We start from the raw sequence: 17,155 nt of genomic DNA, 5'->3' as shown, positions 1-17,155 counted from the left end.
TAAATTATGACATTTCTAACAAAAAAATATTGCAATTCTATTTCAACTATAATAATATATTATTTAAATATAGTAACTTGTCTGAATAATTAAGAAGTTTGAGGTGGGCTATGGGCACGAATGCAAACTTAACTAACCAATCACCAATTCTAAAGGTGGAAAATTTAGAAACGGCCTTCGACATTGAGGGCAAATTATATAATGCGGTCGATAATGTGTCATTCGAAGTTAAACCTAAACAGATTGTGGGGGTTGTAGGCGAATCTGGATGTGGAAAAAGTGTCATGTCCTTATCGGTTATGAAGCTGCTTCCAAAAGGTATTGGTTCCATCCGTAATGGGGAAGTCCTTTTCGAAGGGAAAAATATTGCGCCATTGTCGGATAAGGAGATGAACAAAATTCGTGGGAAAGACATTTCGATGATTTTCCAAGAACCAATGACATCTTTAAATCCAGTCTTTACGATTGGCTATCAATTACAAGAAACACTATTCAACCACATGAAAATATCGAAAAAAGAAGCGCGGGATAAGAGTATTGCTTTATTGAAAAGTGTCGGAATATCTCGCCCTGAAAAAATCGTTGACGAATATCCACATCAATTATCAGGTGGAATGAGACAACGTGTGATGATCGCAATTGCGATTGCATGTCAGCCGAAACTACTCATCGCGGATGAGCCGACTACAGCGTTGGATGTTACAGTACAGGCGCAAATTCTTGATTTACTTAAAGAAATTCAAGAAGTGAACAACATGGCAATTATTTTGATTACGCATGACCTAGGAGTAGTAGCTGAAATGTGTGACGAGGTTATCGTCATGTATGCGGGCAGAATTGTGGAAAAGACAGATGTTGATACATTATTCCATAATCCAAAACACCCATATACAGAATTATTAATGAACGCGATACCTAAAATGGATGAAGAAGTAGAAACATTAAGCACAATTGAAGGGATTGTTCCATCACTTCAGAAAATGCCTCATGCAGGATGCAGATTCGCAAATCGATGTCCAAAAGCTATGCCGGAATGTAAAATAATGACTCCACAACTTGCTGAAACAGAAGCTGGTCATGAGGTTTCCTGTTTGCTTTATGAAACGAGCAAACCGAAAGAGGGGGCAATGGTCTGATGAGTAAAACAACGGTAGATAATGTACTAGAAAAAGAGAATGGGTCTCAAAATATATTAGAAATTCAAAATCTTAAAACTTATTACCCGATAAAAGGCGGCTTTTTCAAACGAACCGTAGGAAACGTAAAGGCTGTTGATGATGTAAGCTTTGCAATAAAAAAAGGTGAAACACTCGGTTTGGTTGGTGAGTCAGGCTGTGGTAAGTCCACAACTGGAAGAACCATTTTGCGATTGTTAAGCCCAACATCGGGAAAAATTATTTTTGATGGAAAAGATATTACCAATTTAACCGGGAAAACTTTGCGATTAGCAAGGCGGGATTTTCAAATGGTGTTTCAAGATCCGTATGCTTCATTAAATCCGAAGCAGATGGTTGGCGACATCGTTTCGGAGCCTATTAGGAACTTTTCTAATAAAAGCTTAAAGGAACTTAAAGAGGAGATTATGAGTCTTCTGAAAAAAGTCGGACTTCCGGAGGATGCATATTACAAATATCCTCATGAGTTTTCGGGTGGACAAAGACAAAGGATTGGTATCGCTAGAGCATTGGCGTTGAAACCGAAATTAATCATTGCGGACGAGCCTGTATCAGCGCTTGATGTATCTGTTCAATCTCAAGTACTTAACCTTTTAAAAGAATTACAGGATGAGTTCGATTTGACTTTCTTGTTTATCGCCCATGATTTAAGTGTCGTTAAACATATGAGTGATCGTATTGGCGTTATGTATCTTGGTAACCTAGTGGAGATCGCCGACAAAGACAGTCTTTATGCAGAACCGCTTCATCCATATACACAAGCACTAATATCTGCGATTCCGGAACCAGACCCACGTAAACGTAAAGAACGAATTGTATTGCAAGGGGATGTTCCAAGTCCGGCCAATCCTCCGACAGGTTGTCCATTTCATACGAGATGTCCTGTTGCGAAAGAAGAGTGTTCAAAGGTTAAGCCGACATTAAAGGAGGTGAAACCTGGACATCAAGTAGCGTGCATTCTATACAATTAATAGAGAAAAATGGGGGGAAATACATTGAAGAGAAAGTCGATATTATTATTAACCGCACTAATGCTAGTCATGTCAATGTTCCTAGCTGCGTGTGGAGGTAAAGAAAAAGCAAACGAAACAACTAAAGGGAAATCTAGTTCAGGTGAGCCGCAAGATGGTGGAACATTAGTATATGGTGTGGATACTGCGCCAGAAGGAATCTTCAATTTCAACTTCTATGGTAATGCATCAGATGCAAATGTTTTACAATTTATTGATGATAGTTTAATTGATTATGATGAAAATATGAAGCCGATTCCAAAAATTGCTTCTTGGGAAACAAAAGACAATAAGGTATTTAAATTCACATTCAAAAAAGGCGTTAAATGGCAAAATGGTGAAGAATTAACAGTCGATGACTGGATCTTTGCGATTAAAACACTTGCAGATAAAGACTATGACGGTCCTCGTTATACAAACGTACAGACAATCGAAGGTGCACCTGCATACCACGATGGAAAAGCGAAAGAAATCGCTGGTCTTAAAAAGATTGATGACTACAATATAGAAATCACATTTGATAAAGCGCGTGTAAACAATCTTGAAAACGTTTGGACATACCCAATGTCTCGTAAAGAATTTGAAGGTGTAAAAATTAAAGATATGTCAGCTTCACCACAAGTTCGTCAAAAGCCAATTGGTACTGGTCCATATAAAATTAATAAAGTTGTACCAGGTGAATCAATTGAATTAGTTCGTAATGATGATTACTGGCAAGGTAAGCCGCATATCGAAAAAATCATTATTAAAGTAGTAGATCCAAGTTTATTAGTTGGTGAGTTGAAAAATAATTCAATCGATTTCTCTCCTTTCTCACCTGTAAGCTATGATGAAATTAAAAAGCTTAATAACATAGAAGTTTTAACTTCTCCAGGTGTTTCTTATTATTATGTTGGTTTCAGACTTGGAACTTGGGACGGAAAGAAAAATGTAGCTAACTATGACAAATACAGCAATAAACAACTTCGTCAAGCAATGGCGTATGCGATGAATCGTGAAGAATGGAATAAAGCGTTCTTCTTTGGTTTAGGACATCCAGTAAACCGACCAATTCCATCATCACACTGGATTGCAGCCGACAATAGTGAATTAAACGAGTACAAATACGATCCAGAAAAAGCGAAACAATTATTGGATGAAGCGGGTTATAAAGACAAAGATGGCGACGGATTCCGTGAAGATCCGAATGGAAAGCCATTCGTAGTAAACTTCAGTCACTATCAAACTACTAACCCTACATTTGAAGCACGTGCAAAACAAATTGCACAATATTGGGAAGAAGTTGGCTTAAAAACAAAAGTTACTATGACAGAAGCTAACCTTTATTATGATAAGTTAGAAAAAGGCGATAAATCTATTGAAGTATTCTTTGGTGGATGGAGCACAGGTTCTGATCCCGATCCATCAGGTCTATGGGGCTCTACAGCACTTTGGAACTATCCACGTTGGGTAAATGAAAAATCTGACCAATTACTTGCAGATGCACTTGATGTAGCTAAAGTTGGAACAGATCAAGCAAAACGTAAAGCACTTTATGTAGAATGGCAAAAACTATTTAATGATGAATTACCAGCTATTCCAATTTCGGAGCTTGATGATTCTTATGCACTTACAAAACGTGTACAAGGAGTAAAAGTTACTCCACTTGGAACAAACAGTCCTCATCAATGGTGGATTGAACAATAATAACCACTTAATGCGGTAACAGATAAGGGGAATGCACATGTTGAAATATAGCCTTAGAAGAATATTAGGCATGATTCCGATGTTACTCCTTATCTCCATTGTCGTGTTTACCCTGGCAAAATTAATGCCAGGGGACTCCTTCAGTGGGGAAATAGATCCGAATAATACTGATCCAAAATATATTGAAGCGATGCGTGAAAAACTTGGTTATAATGACCCGATTTATGTTCAATATTATCACTGGATTTCGGATTTTGCACAAGGAGAGTTTGGAAAATCTTCACGCTATAAAATGCCAGTTTCCGATGTTATTGGAGAAAGACTTCCAAATACAATATTCCTAGGATTAACATCATTATTAATCACATATATATTAGCTTTTTTTATGGGTTCATATGCTGGAAGAAAACCACATACGCTCGGTGACAATATTATAGGTGGGGCTAACTATCTCGGCTTGAGTATTCCATCATTTGTTGCTGCAGTATTTGCTATTTATTTCTTCTCGTTCCAATTGAATATCTTCCCATCAAATGGATCTGTTGATATAACAGTAACAGAAGGGACATTTGAATATTGGCTAAGTAGAATTCATCATGTTGTTCTTCCTGCATTGATATTAGGTTTATTAAGTACTGCAAGTTATACGCAATTTCTTAGAAACGATATTATTGAAAACAGTCGAAAAGACTTTGTTCGAACAGCAAGAGCAAAAGGAACAAAAGATAGTAAGATTTACAATGTTCATATTTTAAGAAACTCCATCATTCCACTTGTAACATTTTTAGGTTTTGATATTGCAGCACTTGTTGGTGGAGCGATAATTACAGAATCGATTTTCACATACCCTGGTATTGGACAATTATTTATTGACTCAGTAAGTAATCGGGATTATCCAATATTAATGACTTTGACAATGATGTTCTCGTTTTTAACCTTATTCGGGAATTTAATTGCTGATATATTATACGGAGTCGTCGATCCGCGAATTCGATTAGATTAAGGAGGATGGTCATGGAAGTTGTAACAGATAAAGCGGTTGGAAAAAATGTTCAAAAAAGTCTATCTCCATGGGCCATTGCTCGTCGTAAATTTGTTAAAAACAAGCTGGCTATGGTAAGTTTATGTTTTTTGGTAGTTATTGCAGCGTTATCTTTATTGGCACCTGTTATTTCATCGCAAGATATTGCGAAGGTAAATATTAGCCAAATGTCTTTATCCCCTTCTTCAGATCATTTTTTAGGAACTGATAAAAGTGGACGTGATGTTTTTACAAGATTACTATATGGTGGAAGAATTTCCTTGCTTGTAGGTCTTTCATGTACATTACTAGTCATTGTCTTTGGAACAATTGTAGGATCGATTGCCGGCTATTTCGGTGGTGCCGTTGATAGTTTACTCATGCGTTTTACTGACTTTGTATTGAACTTTCCGTTCTATGTGTTCGTCATTGTTCTCAATGCGATTTTATTTGGGAAACTATCAGGTGTTTGGGTATTAATCATCGTAATCAGCTTTCTTAGCTGGGGCGGTGTCGCAAGGATTGTTCGCAGTAAAATTTTAGCGGAAAAAGAAAATGAATATGTACTTTCATCGATATCAATAGGATGCTCATCTACGAAAATCATTATTAAACATTTATTGCCTAATATCCTATCAACGATTATTGTACAAGCAAGTATTATGTTTGCAGGTATGATAGTAGCCGAAGCGGCATTAAGTTATTTAGGTTTCGGTGTACCTTCAGAAATACCAAGTTGGGGGAATATGTTATCCTCTGCAAATGAGCCGGACGTACTACAATATAAACCATGGATTTGGATACCACCTGCATTATTCATTACTTTTACAACCCTCTCCATTAACTTTATTGGTGAAGGCTTAAAAGATGCTTTAAATCCGAAGTCATAACATCGAATTCCCAACCTTATTGGTGGGAATTTTTTTGTTATCTTCAATTATTTCCACATGATTTTAACCCGCTACTTTTTATGTTATTCCAATATACTAAACTTTCTATGAAGTTTTAAATTTTAAAAAAGTCTTGCAATTGTAATGAGATTGTAATAACATTTTATTCAAATATAGCAAATTTCTGAATAATTAAAAAGACTTTGGGGTGGATCGATGGAAACAAAAGCAAACTTCAGTAGTCAGTCGCCTATATTAGAGGTGAATAATTTACAAACAGCATTTGAAATAGATGGCGAACTACATAATGCCGTAGATAATGTATCTTTTCATGTTAAACCAAAACAAATTGTTGGTATTGTAGGTGAATCAGGATGTGGGAAAAGTGTTATGTCCCTATCTATAATGAAGCTCTTACCAAAAGGAATCGGATCCATTAGAAATGGCGACATTGTTTTTGAAGGGAAACATTTAGAAAAGCTATCTGATAAAGAAATGAATAAAATTCGCGGAAAAGATGTATCGATGATTTTCCAGGAACCAATGACATCGTTAAATCCTGTTTTTACAATAGGTTATCAACTTCAAGAAACACTTTTTAATCATATGACTATAACCAAAAAAGAAGCGAGACTGAAAAGCATCGCATTATTGAAAAGTGTAGGGATTTCCCGTCCTGAGAAAATTGTTGATGAATATCCACATCAGTTGTCAGGCGGTATGCGGCAACGTGTGATGATTGCGATTGCAATTGCTTGCCAACCAAAGTTATTGATAGCTGATGAACCAACTACAGCGCTAGATGTAACAGTGCAGGCGCAAATTTTAGATTTATTAAAAGAAATTCAAGAAATCAACAATATGGCTATTATCTTAATTACACATGATTTGGGAGTTGTTGCCGAAATGTGTGATGAAGTTATTGTAATGTATGCAGGAAAAATTGTTGAAAGAACGGACGTAGATACATTATTTCATAACCCAAAACACCCATATACAGAACTATTGATGGGTGCTATTCCTAAAATGGATGAAGATGTTGAAGTTCTTAGTTCAATAGAAGGAATCGTTCCTTCACTAAAGAATATGCCAAAAGTAGGATGTCGCTTTGCAAATCGATGTCCAAAAGCTATGCCAGAATGTAACAGCATTACTCCACTGCTTGCTGAATCAGAAGCAGGACATGAGGTTTCATGTTTACTATATGAAACGAGCATTCCGAAAGAGGGGTCAAATGTTCAATGAGCAATGTAGCGCCATTACGAGGAATCGAAGTAGCAGAAGAAAACGCTAGGAAACTATTAGAAATCCAAAATCTTAAAACCTATTATCCTGTTAAAGGTGGTTTTCTAAGGAGAACCATTGCACAAGTAAAAGCTGTTGATGACATCAGTTTTGAAATTAATAAAGGTGAAACACTTGGATTAGTAGGTGAATCTGGTTGCGGAAAGTCCACTGCAGGCAGAACTATTTTAAAATTAATACATCCAACATCCGGAAAGATTTATTTTGATGGTAAAGATATTACGAATTTGCGAGGGAAGGAATTACGGCTAGCAAGAAAAGACTTTCAAATGGTATTCCAAGACCCATATGCTTCATTAAATCCAAAACAAATGGTAGGCGATATCGTTTCGGAGCCAATTAGAAACTTTTCTAATAAATCGCTAAAGGAATTAAAAGATGAAGTGATGGAATTGTTGAATAAAGTCGGATTGCCAGAGGATGCGTATTTTAAGTATCCGCATGAGTTTTCGGGTGGACAAAGACAAAGAATTGGAATAGCAAGAGCATTAGCATTAAAGCCAAAACTTATCGTTGCAGATGAACCTGTTTCAGCTTTAGATGTATCTGTTCAATCACAAGTATTAAACCTTTTAAAAGAGCTGCAAGATGAATTTGATTTAACCTTTTTATTTATTGCCCATGATTTAAGTGTTGTTAAACATATGAGTGATCGAATCGGAGTTATGTATTTAGGTAACTTAGTAGAGATTGCAGATAAAAGCAGTCTATATGCAGAACCATTACATCCATATACTCAAGCCTTAATTTCAGCGATTCCAGAGCCTGATCCTCGTAAACGAAAAGAACGAATAGTGCTGCAAGGAGATGTGCCAAGCCCGGTTAATCCACCTTCCGGATGTCCATTCCACACTAGATGTCCAGTTGCCAAGGAAGAGTGCTCCAAAGTGAAGCCTACTTTAAAGGAGGTGAAGCCAGGTCATAAAGTTGCGTGCGTTCTTTATAGCTAAATGAATAAATATTTGGGGGGAAAAACATTGAAAAGAAAATCCATACTGTTATTGACAGCGCTCATGTTAGTGATGTCAATGTTTTTAGCAGCCTGTGGCGGGAAAGAAAAGGCAGGTACCAAAGAAAAAGATAACAATGAAAAATCTGGAGAAAATGCAGGTCAGCCGAAAGATGGCGGTACGATCGTATTTGCTGTGGATACAGCACCTGAAGGAATTTTCAATCCTAACTTTTATGGTAATGCATCTGATGCGGAAGTTCTTCAATTTACGGATGACAATCTAATCACATATGATGAAAAAATGAAGCCAATTCCAAATATTGCTTCATGGGAAACAAAAGATAATAAAGTGTATACATTCAAGTTCAAAGAAGGCGTAAAATGGCATAATGGTGAAGAGTTAACGGTTGATGACTGGATCTTTGCCATCAAAACTCTTGCAGATAAAAAATACGATGGACCGCGATATGTGAATGTTCAACAAATCGAAGGCGCTCCAGCATATCATGATGGAAAAGCAAAAGAAATTTCAGGTATTAAAAAAATCGATGATTATAATATCGAAATTACATTTGATAAAGCACGTGTTAACAACCTTGAAAATCTATGGACATATCCATTGTCTCGAAAAGAATTTGAGGGTGTAGCAGTTAAAGACATGATGAGTTCAAAACAAGTTCGTCAAACTCCAGTTGGTACAGGGCCATACAAAGTAGGCAAAGTTGTACCTGGTGAATCTATTGAATTAGTACGTAATGATGAATACTGGCAAGGTAAGCCACATATTGAAAAAATTATTCTAAAAGTTATTGATGCTAGCTTACTAGTAGGTGAATTGAAAAATAAAACAGTCGATATGACTCCATTCTCACCAGTGAGTTATGATGAAATCAAAAAGCTAAGTGATATCAATATTCTTAAATCCCCTGGTGTTTCTTACTACTATGTTGGTTTCAGACTTGGAACTTGGGATGGTAAGAAAAATGTAGCAAACTATGATAAATACAATAATAAACAACTTCGCCAAGCAATGGCATACGCAATGAATCGTGAAGAGTGGAATGATGCATTCTTCTTCGGTTTAGGACACCCTGTAAACCGTCCAGTACCATCTTCACACTGGATTGCAGCGGATAATGCGGAGTTAAATGATTACAAATATGATCCAGAAAAAGCGAAGCAAATGTTAGATGAGGCGGGCTATAAAGATAAGGATGGCGATGGATTCCGTGAAGATCCAGATGGTAAGCCTTTCGTGGTTAATTTCAGCCACTATCAAACAACAAACCCAACATTCGAAGCACGTGCGAAACAAATTGCTCAATATTGGGAAGAGGTTGGCTTGAAAACAAAAGTTTCGATGACAGAAGTAAATCTTTACTACGACAAAGTTGAAAAAGCAGATAAATCTATTGAAGTATTCTTCGGTGGCTGGAGCACAGGTTCTGATCCAGATCCATCAGGCTTATGGAGATCTGACGCACTTTGGAACTACCCTCGTTGGGTAAATGCAGATTCTGATAAATTATTAGATGATGCATTAGATGTAAAAATTGTTGGAACAGACCAAGACAAACGTAAGCAACTTTATGTTGATTGGCAAAAATTATTCAATGAAGAATTACCTGCAATTCCAATTTCAGAGCTTGATGAAACATATGCAACAACTAAACGAGTTCAAGGTGTAGAATTGAATCCGCTTGGATTAAACAGTCCACATTTATGGTGGGTTGATGGTAAATAATTGATCACTACATTAAGCTGGAGCAGATAAGGGGAATGAACCATGTTGAAATATAGCATTAGACGAATACTAGGCATGATTCCTATGTTACTCCTTATCTCCATTGTTGTGTTTACCCTGGCAAAATTAATGCCAGGGGATTCCTTCAGTGGAGAAATAGATCCGAATAATACCGATCCAAAATATATTGCAGATATGAGGGAAAAGTTAGGTTATAACGACCCGATTTATGTTCAATATTTTAGATGGGTATCGAATTTTGTTCAAGGAGATTTTGGGAAGTCTTCACGTTATAAAATGCCTGTTTCTGATGTCCTTGGAGAAAGAATTCCGAATACGATATTTTTAGGACTTACTTCACTTATTTTAACGTATATTTTTGCCTTTATAATGGGCATGTACGCAGGAAGGAAACCATATACTGCGGGAGATCATTTAATTGGAGGGGCCAATTATTTAGGTTTGTCGATTCCTTCATTTGTTGCCGCAGTATTCTGTATTTACTTCTTTTCATTTCAGCTAAATATTTTTCCGTCCAATGGTTCAGTCGATATTACTGTTACGGAAGGGACCATAGATTATTGGCTTAGTAAAATCCATCATGTTATTTTACCTGCACTTATGCTGGGCTTATTGAGCACGGCAAGTTATACTCAGTTTTTACGGAATGATATTATTGAGAACAGTCGAAAAGATTTTGTTCGAACAGCAAGAGCAAAAGGAACAAAAGAAAGTAAGATTTACAATGTTCATATATTAAGAAACTCCATTATACCGCTTATAACGTTTTTAGGTTTTGATATTGCGGCAATGGTTGGTGGAGCAATTATAACGGAAACAATTTTTACATATCCTGGGATTGGGCAATTATTTATTGACTCAGTAAGTAATCGGGATTATCCAATATTAATGACTTTGACAATGATGCTCTCGTTTTTAACCTTATTCGGGAATTTAATTGCTGATATATTATACGGAGTCGTCGATCCGCGAATTCGATTAGATTAAGGAGGATGGTCATGGAAGTTGTAACAGATAAAGCAATTGGAAAAAATGTTCAAAAAAGCCTATCTCCATGGGCCATTGCTCAACGTAAATTTATAAAAAACAAGCTGGCTATGGTTAGTTTAATCTTTTTAGTTGTCATTGCCGCATTATCATTATTGGCGCCAATTATTTCCTCACAAAATATCGCTAAAGTAAATATAAGTCAAATGTCTTTAGCTCCATCGGGTGAGCATATCTTAGGTACTGATAAAAGTGGACGAGACGTTTTCACAAGATTACTATATGGTGGAAGAATTTCTTTGCTTGTTGGTCTTTCGTGTACATTACTAGTCATTGTCTTTGGAACAATTGTAGGATCGATTGCAGGCTATTTCGGTGGAGTCGTTGATAGTTTGCTCATGCGTTTTACTGACTTTGTATTGAACTTTCCGTTCTATGTGTTCGTCATTGTTCTTAATGCGATTCTATTTGGGAAACTATCAGGCGTTTGGGTATTAATCATCGTAATCAGCTTTCTTAGCTGGGGCGGTGTCGCAAGGATTGTTCGCAGTAAAATTTTAGCAGAAAAGGAAAATGAATATGTACTTTCATCGATATCTATAGGATGCTCATCTACGAAAATCATAATGAAACATTTATTGCCTAATATCCTATCAACGATTATTGTACAAGCAAGTATTATGTTTGCAGGTATGATAGTAGCCGAAGCGGCATTAAGTTATTTAGGTTTCGGTGTACCTTCAGAAATACCAAGCTGGGGGAATATGTTATCCTCTGCAAATGAGCCGGATGTTCTACAATATAAGCCATGGATTTGGATACCACCTGCATTATTGATTACTTTTACAACCCTCTCCATAAACTTTATTGGTGAAGGCTTAAAAGATGCTTTTAATCCAAAAAATTAAAAAATAAGATGAAAAATCCTAATCATTGTAATGGTAGGATTTTTTTTTTTGCTCTATTCATTCCTTTCCTTTATAGTCAATGATTTATATGTTAATCAAGGAATAATTTTACTAAAGGATGCCCATACTGATTGATAAATAGTTGATGCAAGGGGGTTAAATGATGCTATATCTACATGATGTATGGGTGAATTGGTTTGAAGGGGAAGAAAATAGCTATAACATTTGTCATTTCCATGAGTGGAGGAGAGATGACACGATTGAATTATTAGATCAAGTTCCGCTATTATTGGTGGATTCATTATTGTATCACTACATAGAAAATGATTTAAGTGATTTACCGCCAGAATTAATGAATGATGTTTATCAAAAAGCCTATTCAAGAAAAAATCATGAACGGGTACAATTGGAATATTGTTTTGTAGTAACGGATGGAAAAGGAATTTTAGCCGTTGATACGATAGGATATAATATTCCGATAAGAAAAAGCCGATTAATCCCTCGACAAGAACAGCTTGTATATGAAATGATTGATCAACATGAACCGATTAATTATCAATTTGAAGGGGGACGTGGAGGGAAAGAACATCATATTTTATCTCCTGACCCGGCAATCATGCATGGATTAACAAGAAAAGAAAGACAATTGAAGCAGTTGTTATTTATGGCGTTAGATCAACTTCATTCATCAAATAACGCGGCAGAAATTCGTTACTGGTATACAGAATGGTCTCCAGAACAGTATCAAGAAATTCAAGTCATGGATTTTAATAATGTTTGGAATCGTTTATTTGAAGAAGTGAAAAGTGGTTGGAGTGAAAAACACGAAAACCTATGCGAAAATTTAATTAAAGGACAACCGTTTTTTGAAAAGCTTTGGGAATTAGAGCATGGACCAAAGGTGAATTAATTAGAAAATAAAGGTGCACCTATGAAAAAAAATGGGTGCACCTTTATTTTTTATTTCCGTTTTCGTCCTAGTCCCATTGCCGTTTCCATTTTCTTTAACATTTTATTAGCCGCTTTGTTGGCTTTTTCTGCCCCCATGTCTAATATACGATCAAGTTCATCCGATTCAACTAATGAATGATATTTTTCTTGAATTGCCGAAAGCCTTTTGATGAGCACTTGAGCGAGATCATTTTTAAATTCTCCGTATCCCTTTCCTTCATACTCCCCAACGATTTCATCAATGGATCTATTTTCAATAATAGAATAAATGGAAAGCAAGTTCGAAATTCCAGGCTTATTTTCTTTATCGTATTTAACAATTCCATCTGAATCTGTGACGGAACTCTTGATTTTTTTTTCAATCGTTTTTGGATCATCAAGAATGGAGATAAATCCTTTCGTATTTGGATCAGATTTACTCATTTTCTTTGTTGGATCCTGAAGTGACATGATTCTTGCGCCAACTTTAGGAATCCTTACGTCTGGAATTGTAAAGATGTCATTGTATTTTTTATTAAATCTTTCAGCTAAGTCTCTTGTTAATTCTAAATGTTGTTTTTGATCTTCACCCACAGGAACTAAATCAGTATTATATAATAATATATCAGCAGCCATTAATGGTGGGTATGTGAGTAAACCTGCTGATACAGATTCTTTTCCGGAAGATTTATCTTTAAATTGTGTCATACGTTCCAACTCACCAATGCTTGCGACACATTGTAACATCCAACCTGCTTGAGCATGGGCGGGAACTTCTGATTGAATAAATAAAGTTGCTTTTTCGGGATCAATTCCAACAGCAATATATAGGGCTGCTAGGTTTCGAATGTTTTTACGTAATTGTAAGCGATCTTGGGGAACGGTTATCGCATGTTGGTCGACAATACAGAAATAGCAATTATATTCTTCCTGTAATTCAACAAATTGCATTAATGCTCCAATATAATTACCAAGTGTAATAGTTCCGCTTGGCTGAATTCCTGAAAAAATTGTCTTCATTTTCAATTCCTCCTTGAAATAAGTATAGTTTCTTTTTTAGGCAAAATAAAAAACCATTCATCCTCTAAAAAAATAGGGACGAATGGTTAATTCCGCGGTGCCACCCTAAGTACACAAATTAACTTTTGTGTCTCTTAGTTCCATGAAAGATCTCATGGAATCCCATTAACGTGGGATTACTCGCCAAAAACTAATAAGAGGATTAGATCTGTTCATTTTTGGTGCTCAAAAGTCCATTCCATAAGTTTTGTTTGTTTGTTTTCACCCACCACAAACTCTCTATAAAACAAAAACAAATGTACTACTCTTTATCATTGCTATTTCGATATTTTAAAATTTACCATATTATATCTAAGTGGAATGATTAAGTCAAGATATGAAAATTTTAATTGTCTTTTAATCGTAATTTAAGAATGATCTAGTATTCTGTGTATGTCGACTCATTAGTCATACATAAGTACATGCAGAATCAAAAAGACAATTGAGATTGATAATCATTTAAGCAAATTTGGGCGTAAAGGGGGGCAAAAAATAAAGGAAAAAAGAGGTTTTAAGTTTGGCAATAGGGGTAAATAGACTATAAGTCTAACGTCACAGTGTTGCCATTTTTATAAATGGATGGACTCATTTTTAGAAAAACTATATTCATTGTTGTACAAATAGTGTATAATACATAATATAGATTTTTTATTTAAAGTAATTTTAATTTAAATAATTAATCCTTGAAGGATTATGATAACTAAAATTATAGATAAGGAGTGTGAATGATAAATGGTAACATTATACACTTCACCTAGTTGTACATCATGTAGGAAAGCAAGAGCTTGGCTTGAGGAAAATAATATTCAATATAAAGAACGAAATATTTTTTCTGAACCTTTAAGTTTAGATGAAATAAAAGAAATACTAAGAATGACTGAGGATGGTACGGATGAAATCATTTCTACACGCTCAAAAACTTTCCAAAAGTTAAATGTTGATTTAGATACGTATCCATTACAAAAATTATATAATTTAATTCAAAAAAATCCAGGACTACTTAGACGTCCAATTATGGTTGACGAAAAACGTTTGCAAGTCGGTTATAATGAAGATGAAATTCGTCGTTTCTTACCTCGAAAAGTTCGTTCATATCAATTACTTGAAGCTCAAAAACTTGTTAATTAACATTTTTCATAAATAAAAATAGGTAATACAAAACGCCTTCATACCAGCTTTGATTGGAATGGGGGCGTTTTGTTTCAAGGATATAAATTTGTTTACTGAAAATTTAGTCTTGAATGTTTGGTGTATATCCGCTAAAATGAGCAAAACAATAAGTTTAATTTGAGAAAACAGCCTATGGGTATTAGTGGAAATTGAAATTGGGAAGAGTTTTTGTTTCCAATTATCCACTTTTTATCATAAAATAGAAGTACAAGAGTAGAATATTATTTATTATGAAATTTCTACACTTTTTACAAAAGTAGGTTAGCATACACTTAGCCTTATATGGGGGAACAGGTCCCTTCATAACTTTCAAATAGAAGGGAGAGTTGATGTATGGAAATCGAACGTATTAATGAAAATACAGTTAAGTTTTATATTTCTTACGTTGATATAGAAGAAAGAGGCTTTAATCGTGAAGAAATTTGGTATGATCGTGAAAGAAGCGAGGAACTTTTTTGGGAAATGATGGATGAAATTCATCACGAAGAAGAATTTGTTCCAGAAGGCCCATTGTGGATTCAGGTTCAGGCTTTAGATAAAGGGCTTGAAGTACTAGTTACAAAAGCCCAATTGTCTAAAGACGGACAGCGTTTTGAACTGCCGATTTCAGAAGAGAAGCTTAAGGAATTACCGATTAATGACCGAATTGAAGAATTTCTAGATGAACATTTTCAATCAAAGAATCTTCAGGAAGAAGACGAAGACATATTAGAATTTATGCTTACCTTCAAGGATTTCGAAGATGTCATTTCTTTATCTAAGCAATCCGGACTAGAAGATATCATAACTAAGCTTTTAACATATAATAATAAATATTATTTATATGTTGAATTTCCTGAGGAAGTGTTTGAAGAAGAGGAAATTGATAATGTTTTAAGTATTTTGCTTGAATACGGAGAAGAGTCGTCTTTTACCGTGCATCGTCTCCAGGAGTATGGAAATACAATTATCGAGCGCGATGTATTCGAAACGATACAAAAATATTTTAAATAAATGTGAATGCCGATTTCTTAATGAAATTGGTATTTTTTTGTCTATTGAAGCAGGATAAATCAGTTGTCTAATTGAATTATTTAGAAGGGAGGTGAAGAAATGCTTACGGCTATTACAAAAAACGGTGAAAGGTATTGCTTGTTGTATCCGGAAAGAAAGGAAAAGCTAATGAAAATAAGAGGGGAAACGTCTTTTTACTGTCCTCAATGTCACAGTGAAGTGATTGTGAAGATTGGCAACATTAAGATACCTCATTTCTCACATAAGTCAAATACTATATGTGCAAGCTCAGAACCTGAAAGTGAACGCCATTTACAAGGGAAAATTGATTTGTATAATTGGTTAAGAAACCAACAGTTACCTGTTGAAATGGAAAAATTTCTCCCGAAAATAAAACAACGCCCTGATTTATATGTTCAGAAGAACGGGAAAAAGTATGCTATTGAGTTTCAATGTTCATCAATTTCGATAGAAGAAATAGAAAAGCGGACGAAAGGTTATTCCACAATTGATATTGTTCCAATTTGGTTAATTGGTGGTGAACCATACCAAAAAAAATATACGCAAATTGATAATGTATTTAAGCTATCAGACTTCCAATGGTCTTTAGCACAGTATAATTCTACAAATGGAATGCATATTTACAGCTATTTGCCTCAATCCAAGGAATTGACCATCATATCGCATATCTCACCTATTTCGATTAGGAAAGTTTTTGGTCAACAGATTTCCTATCCATTATCTTCACTTGATTTTCCACTCCATTTACCAAAAAGTAATAAAAATAATTTTGATTGGAACTTTTGGTTCCATGAAAAGAAAAATATGCTCCAAAATAAAATCATCTACGCTCCAAATTTAAAAGATTCATTTCTTGCCACAGCATACTACAATAGACACTCACCAATTTTATTCCCTCCTTTGATCGGAATTCCCGTTAATTTTATGGAAATTTGCAAAACGCATGCCGCAATTTGGCAATATTTTATATGGAGTGATAGTTTTAGGCATTTAAATAGAGGGGATGAAACAACTTTTGCTATGGTGGTAAGGAAATTTGAAGAACGGGTTTCGAATAATGACATCCAGTTAAGGAGGTTTCCTTTAGTAAATATAAGCTTTTTAAAGCAAATGATTTATCATTATTTAAAAATCCTTTCTAAATTTGGTCTTCTAGAGGAGACCCTAAAAGGGAGGTTTACTATGAATAAATCAATGCCCTTTCCAAACAATATAGAGGAAGCTGCACGTATGGAAATCGAATTTATGAATACATTTTATAAATGAGTAATTATTATTTGCAG

15 protein-coding genes and 1 other annotated feature are annotated in these 17,155 nt (G+C 35.2%); of the genes, 14 read left to right on the top strand and 1 reads right to left on the bottom strand.

Annotated elements, in window-relative coordinates; translation table 11 throughout:
- Positions 1–110: 110 nt before the first annotated feature.
- The 11 genes from I5776_RS14225 (at position 111) to I5776_RS14175 (ending at position 12,609) form a co-directional block, all read left to right on the top strand.
- Positions 111–1,136 carry an ABC transporter ATP-binding protein gene (locus I5776_RS14225; protein ID WP_202777043.1) on the top strand — a complete coding sequence of 342 codons (1,026 nt, stop codon included), beginning with the start codon at positions 111–113 and terminating at the stop codon, positions 1,134–1,136.
- A complete protein-coding gene (locus I5776_RS14220) occupies positions 1,136–2,146 on the top strand; it encodes an ABC transporter ATP-binding protein (protein WP_202777042.1) in 1,011 nt (336 codons plus the stop codon). The genes I5776_RS14225 and I5776_RS14220 overlap by 1 nt, the downstream gene beginning before the upstream one ends.
- A gap of 24 nt (positions 2,147–2,170) precedes the next feature.
- Positions 2,171–3,871, top strand: a complete 1,701-nt coding sequence (opp4A, locus tag I5776_RS14215; RefSeq protein WP_202777041.1) for an oligopeptide ABC transporter substrate-binding protein — start codon at positions 2,171–2,173, stop codon at positions 3,869–3,871.
- 37 nt (positions 3,872–3,908) lie between these two features.
- The gene (opp4B, locus tag I5776_RS14210) at positions 3,909–4,874 is read left to right on the top strand and encodes an oligopeptide ABC transporter permease (protein WP_202777040.1); all 966 of its coding nucleotides are present in this window, start codon (positions 3,909–3,911) and stop codon (positions 4,872–4,874) included.
- Positions 4,875–4,885: 11 nt separating this feature from the next.
- Positions 4,886–5,782, top strand: coding sequence for an oligopeptide ABC transporter permease (gene opp4C / locus I5776_RS14205; protein WP_202777039.1), 897 nt, complete (start codon positions 4,886–4,888; stop codon positions 5,780–5,782).
- A gap of 216 nt (positions 5,783–5,998) precedes the next feature.
- Complete coding sequence (locus I5776_RS14200) at positions 5,999–7,027, top strand: ABC transporter ATP-binding protein (protein WP_202777038.1); 1,029 nt, start codon at positions 5,999–6,001, stop codon at positions 7,025–7,027.
- Positions 7,024–8,037, top strand: coding sequence for an ABC transporter ATP-binding protein (locus I5776_RS14195; RefSeq protein ID WP_202777037.1), 1,014 nt, complete (start codon positions 7,024–7,026; stop codon positions 8,035–8,037). Before I5776_RS14200 ends, I5776_RS14195 begins: the two co-directional genes overlap by 4 nt.
- Positions 8,038–8,064: 27 nt before the next feature.
- On the top strand, positions 8,065–9,783 hold the full coding sequence (opp4A, locus tag I5776_RS14190; protein ID WP_202777036.1) for an oligopeptide ABC transporter substrate-binding protein: 1,719 nt from the start codon (positions 8,065–8,067) through the stop codon (positions 9,781–9,783).
- A 42-nt stretch (positions 9,784–9,825) separates the two neighbouring features.
- Positions 9,826–10,791: an oligopeptide ABC transporter permease gene (opp4B, locus tag I5776_RS14185; RefSeq protein WP_202777035.1), complete on the top strand. Its 966-nt coding sequence runs from the start codon at positions 9,826–9,828 to the stop codon at positions 10,789–10,791.
- Between the two features lie 11 nt (positions 10,792–10,802).
- Complete coding sequence (opp4C, locus tag I5776_RS14180) at positions 10,803–11,699, top strand: oligopeptide ABC transporter permease (protein ID WP_202777034.1); 897 nt, start codon at positions 10,803–10,805, stop codon at positions 11,697–11,699.
- Between the two features lie 163 nt (positions 11,700–11,862).
- Complete coding sequence (locus I5776_RS14175) at positions 11,863–12,609, top strand: YjbA family protein (RefSeq protein WP_202777033.1); 747 nt, start codon at positions 11,863–11,865, stop codon at positions 12,607–12,609.
- Positions 12,610–12,659: 50 nt separating this feature from the next.
- Here the strand turns inward: I5776_RS14175 and trpS are convergent, their stop codons facing one another.
- Positions 12,660–13,649 carry a tryptophan--tRNA ligase gene (gene trpS, locus I5776_RS14170; protein ID WP_202777032.1) on the bottom strand — a complete coding sequence of 330 codons (990 nt, stop codon included), beginning with the start codon at positions 13,647–13,649 and terminating at the stop codon, positions 12,660–12,662.
- 71 nt (positions 13,650–13,720) lie between these two features.
- Positions 13,721–13,973 (bottom strand) — a binding site (T-box leader).
- 447 nt (positions 13,974–14,420) lie between these two features.
- Between trpS and spxA the strand changes: the two genes are divergently transcribed.
- The 3 genes from spxA (at position 14,421) to I5776_RS14155 (ending at position 17,138) form a co-directional block, all read left to right on the top strand.
- Positions 14,421–14,816, top strand: coding sequence for a transcriptional regulator SpxA (gene spxA / locus I5776_RS14165; protein ID WP_202777031.1), 396 nt, complete (start codon positions 14,421–14,423; stop codon positions 14,814–14,816).
- A 375-nt stretch (positions 14,817–15,191) separates the two neighbouring features.
- Positions 15,192–15,851 carry an adaptor protein MecA gene (gene mecA / locus I5776_RS14160; protein ID WP_202777030.1) on the top strand — a complete coding sequence of 220 codons (660 nt, stop codon included), beginning with the start codon at positions 15,192–15,194 and terminating at the stop codon, positions 15,849–15,851.
- A 99-nt stretch (positions 15,852–15,950) separates the two neighbouring features.
- On the top strand, positions 15,951–17,138 hold the full coding sequence (locus I5776_RS14155) for a competence protein CoiA (protein WP_202777029.1): 1,188 nt from the start codon (positions 15,951–15,953) through the stop codon (positions 17,136–17,138).
- Positions 17,139–17,155: the final 17 nt, after the last annotated feature.

The organism is Heyndrickxia vini, assembly GCF_016772275.1.
Lineage (GTDB): Bacteria > Bacillota > Bacilli > Bacillales > Bacillaceae_C > Heyndrickxia > Heyndrickxia vini.
This window is presented reverse-complemented; position numbering and strand designations above follow the sequence as displayed.

Excerpts from the sequence above, each read along its gene's own strand:
- I5776_RS14225 (WP_202777043.1), top strand. The coding sequence starts at position 111 with ATGGGCACGAATGCAAACTTAACTAACCAATCACCAATTCTAAAGGTG.
- I5776_RS14220 (WP_202777042.1), top strand. The coding sequence starts at position 1,136 with ATGAGTAAAACAACGGTAGATAATGTACTAGAAAAAGAGAATGGGTCT.
- opp4B (WP_202777040.1), top strand. The coding sequence starts at position 3,909 with ATGTTGAAATATAGCCTTAGAAGAATATTAGGCATGATTCCGATGTTA.
- opp4C (WP_202777039.1), top strand. The coding sequence starts at position 4,886 with ATGGAAGTTGTAACAGATAAAGCGGTTGGAAAAAATGTTCAAAAAAGT.
- I5776_RS14200 (WP_202777038.1), top strand. The coding sequence starts at position 5,999 with ATGGAAACAAAAGCAAACTTCAGTAGTCAGTCGCCTATATTAGAGGTG.
- I5776_RS14195 (WP_202777037.1), top strand. The coding sequence starts at position 7,024 with ATGAGCAATGTAGCGCCATTACGAGGAATCGAAGTAGCAGAAGAAAAC.
- opp4B (WP_202777035.1), top strand. The coding sequence starts at position 9,826 with ATGTTGAAATATAGCATTAGACGAATACTAGGCATGATTCCTATGTTA.
- opp4C (WP_202777034.1), top strand. The coding sequence starts at position 10,803 with ATGGAAGTTGTAACAGATAAAGCAATTGGAAAAAATGTTCAAAAAAGC.
- I5776_RS14175 (WP_202777033.1), top strand. The coding sequence starts at position 11,863 with ATGCTATATCTACATGATGTATGGGTGAATTGGTTTGAAGGGGAAGAA.
- trpS (WP_202777032.1), bottom strand. The coding sequence starts at position 13,649 with ATGAAGACAATTTTTTCAGGAATTCAGCCAAGCGGAACTATTACACTT.
- spxA (WP_202777031.1), top strand. The coding sequence starts at position 14,421 with ATGGTAACATTATACACTTCACCTAGTTGTACATCATGTAGGAAAGCA.
- mecA (WP_202777030.1), top strand. The coding sequence starts at position 15,192 with ATGGAAATCGAACGTATTAATGAAAATACAGTTAAGTTTTATATTTCT.
- I5776_RS14155 (WP_202777029.1), top strand. The coding sequence starts at position 15,951 with ATGCTTACGGCTATTACAAAAAACGGTGAAAGGTATTGCTTGTTGTAT.